The following is a 3139-nucleotide window of genomic DNA, read 5'->3' as shown; positions in this document are numbered from 1 at the left end:
GGAGTTGTGCCGTTTTGTGAATTTTTATAATACGGTTAAGCCGCATAAGGGTTTGAAAGGTGATACGCCTTTTGAGGTTTTACAGGCTTATTTTTCTTAACCTGTTGTGTAAACAACGCGACTATTTCTTACACCTGAGGCCTTTGTAAAACCCCAGATTTGAGTGCAGTTCGAAGTTATAGCAGCACAGGAAGCGCAGGCATATCACGAAGATAGGCAAGCTTTCGAGCAGCGCATAACGAAGAAATGTGCCAAAGATGGGGATTTTGCAAAGGTCTCAGCCTTTGGGTTTATTTCATTAACTCAGGCGGAATATTGCACACCGGAATCGGGTTGATTTTGTGTTGCATGGCTTTGTGCAAGCGCGTGTAGATTTCCAAAACTTCGCGCTCGCGGCCACTGAAGTCTTCAGGCTTATGGGTATTGTAAACGCTCATCGCCCATTCAAGCTCGGGATAGCTCGCGCCCATTTGTTCTTCATCGGTGCGCTCGGTGTCCCACAAACCATCGGTCGGTACGGCTTGTTGAATGGTTTCGATGACATTCAGCTCTTTGGCCAACGCGTAAACTTGGGTTTTGGTTAAATCGGCAATCGGGCTGATGTCTACGCCGCCGTCGCCGTATTTGGTGAAAAAGCCCACGCCGAAATCTTCGATTTTGTTGCCGGTGCCGGTGACGAGCAGGCCGTGCAGTTGTCCGTAGTAATAAAGTGTGACCATGCGCAGTCGGGAGCGGGCGTTGGCCAGCGCAAGCTGTTTGTTAGGGAATGCGCTTTCATCGACTTCTACTGTTTCGGCAAAGGTGTTAAATGTGGGGGTTAAGTCCACACTTATGGCGGTCACGTTGGTGTAGCGTTGTTGCAAATTATCCATGTGTTCGCGTACGCGGTTAACTTGGTCGGCTTTTTGGCGAATGGGCATTTCAATCAGCAACACGTTTAGGCCGGTTTCGGCGGCCAGCGTAGACACAACGGCAGAGTCAATGCCGCCGGATACGCCGACCACAAAGCCTTTGGCGCGTGCGCTTTCTGCATAGTTTTTCAACCAATCGACAATATGGCGGACAACAGCTTGGGTTTGCATAAATCAGCTCCTGATGGCGGGATATAAGATGATAATGCTATTTGAGGCCGTCTGAAAGTAAATCAGGCAATTTCTTGGGTTCTTTTGTTAAAAATAGTTATTTTGTGGCGTAGAGAAAAGGTTGAAAACTGATATAGTTGTCGACAATTTTTACCTTGTTTATAGGTAAAATCAATCAGTTAATCTATTGTTATTTGAGGTTGCCATGAAATCTCTAAGCCGTGAGGCTACCATAGCCAAGCCGGGTTTCAATCGATGGTTGGTGCCGCCTGCGGCATTGGCCGTGCATTTGGCCATCGGCCAGATTTATGCGTATTCTGTGTTTAATGCACCGCTGACTAAGGTAATCGGGATCACCGAATCGGCAGCAGGCGATTGGAAACTGACCACAGTCGGCTGGATTTTCAGTATTGCCTTAGCAGTATTGGGTGCATCAGCAGCGATGTGCGGTACATGGATGAAGTGTATCGACCCAGGAAAAGCGATGTTTGTGGCGGCCTGCTGTTTCAGCTTGGGCTTTTTGGTGTCGGCAATAGGTGTCAGCACCCACAATTTAGCCCTGCTGTATTTGGGCAACGGCGTAATTGGCGGTATTGGTTTGGGGCTGGGCTATATCGGACCGGTTTCAACCTTGATGAAATGGTTTCCCGATAAACCGGGCATGGCGACCGGATTGGCAATTATGGGCTTCGGTGACGGCGCTATGGTGGCACCGCCTTTGCCAGTATGGCTGATGGGTTTATTCAGCAGCAATGGTTCTGTGGGCGTGGCGCAAACTTTTGTGGCATTGGCGTTTATTTATTTTGCCTTGATGATGTTCGGTGCGTTCACTATCCGCGTACCGGCGGCGGATTGGAAGCCGGAAGGCTATGTCGCACCGAAAATCAAAAATAAGCTGGTCAGCAGCAATCATGTCAACGTTAACCAAGCAATGAAAACACCGCAATTTTGGCTGCTGTTTTGGGTGTTGTGCCTGAATATTACCGCCGGTATCGGTGTATTGGGGCAGGCGGCAGTGATGATTCAGGAATTGTTTTCAGAAGCATCGGTGGGTAAGCAGGCAGCAATTAGCGTGGGTGCCGCGGCAGGGTTTATGAGTTTGCTGAGCTTGTTCAATATGGGCGGGCGTTTTTTCTGGTCGAGCATTTCCGATAAAATCGGCCGCAAAAATGTTTATACCATTTTCTTTGTGCTGGGTTCGCTACTGTATTTTGCCGTGCCGTCGATTGGTGCCAGCGGCAATAAAGCCTTATTTATGATTTGCTTTTGCGTAATTTATGTCGATGTATGGCGGCGGTTTTGCGGCGATTCCGGCTTACTTGAAAGATTTATTCGGCACTTATCAAGTCGGTGCGATTCACGGGCGGATTTTGTTGGCTTGGTCAACCGCCGCCGTGATTGGCCCGGTGTTGGTCAACTATATTCGTCAAAGCCAAATCGACAATGGCATTCCGGCGGCGCAGGCGTATAGCGTGACCATGTATATTATGGCCGGTTTGCTGTTGGTGGGTTTGCTGTGCAATTTGTGCGTGAAAGTCGTGCATGAAAAGCATCATGAAACGGATATTCACAAAGCTGCTTCAAGCAGCAATCCGGATGACGAAACTGCGATTTCCGACGCCTATCTGCTTCAGGAAAGTATTAAGCGCGGTGGTTTTTCAGTATGGTGGCGCTGGGCATTGGTGGGAATTCCGTTGATTTACGGTATGGTGATGGTATTTGTGAAATCATTGGATTTGTTCCGCTAAATTGATGAAAGGCCGCCTGAAACGCTTCAGACGGCCTCTGTTTGTTTGGGAAATAAGCAATATATTCCTGAGACCTTTGTAAAACCCTAGATTTGAGTACAGTTCAAAGTTGTAGCAGCGCAGAAAGCGAAGACATATCATAAAGACAGGCAAGCTTTGGGGCAGCGCAAAAGAAAGAAATGTGTCAAAGATGGGTATTTTGCAAAGGTCTCGGCCGAGACCTTTGCAAAATACCGGCCACCCCATCCAAACGGTTACCTGAACAATCAGGTAACCGTTTTTTCATTTTCAGACGTGTTTCCCGTCCGT

Annotated in this window: 1 protein-coding gene and 2 pseudogenes; 2 read left to right on the top strand and 1 reads right to left on the bottom strand. The window is 48.2% G+C overall.

Annotated features, from left to right (window positions below; all coding sequences use genetic code 11):
* Positions 1-100: pseudogene (locus ACFPVS_RS13550) on the top strand (IS481 family transposase); the annotation flags it as partial.
* 190 nt (positions 101-290) lie between these two features.
* On the opposite strand, the gene nadE reads toward ACFPVS_RS13550, so the two are convergent.
* Positions 291-1082 carry an NAD(+) synthase gene (nadE, locus tag ACFPVS_RS13545; RefSeq protein ID WP_378595857.1) on the bottom strand — a complete coding sequence of 264 codons (792 nt, stop codon included), beginning with the start codon at positions 1080-1082 and terminating at the stop codon, positions 291-293.
* Positions 1083-1287: 205 nt separating this feature from the next.
* On the opposite strand from nadE, the pseudogene ACFPVS_RS13540 reads away from it, so the two are divergent.
* Positions 1288-2830, top strand: a pseudogene (locus ACFPVS_RS13540) (OFA family MFS transporter).
* Positions 2831-3139: the final 309 nt, after the last annotated feature.

Origin of the sequence: Neisseria weixii (assembly GCF_042658245.1) — a bacterium.
GTDB classification, from domain to species: Bacteria; Pseudomonadota; Gammaproteobacteria; order Burkholderiales; family Neisseriaceae; genus Neisseria; species Neisseria weixii.
Note: the sequence above shows the minus strand (reverse complement) of the source record. Positions and strands in the feature narration are given on the sequence as shown.

Coding starts and splice junctions, on each gene's coding strand:
- nadE (WP_378595857.1), bottom strand. CDS start 1,082: ATGCAAACCCAAGCTGTTGTCCGCCATATTGTCGATTGGTTGAAAAAC.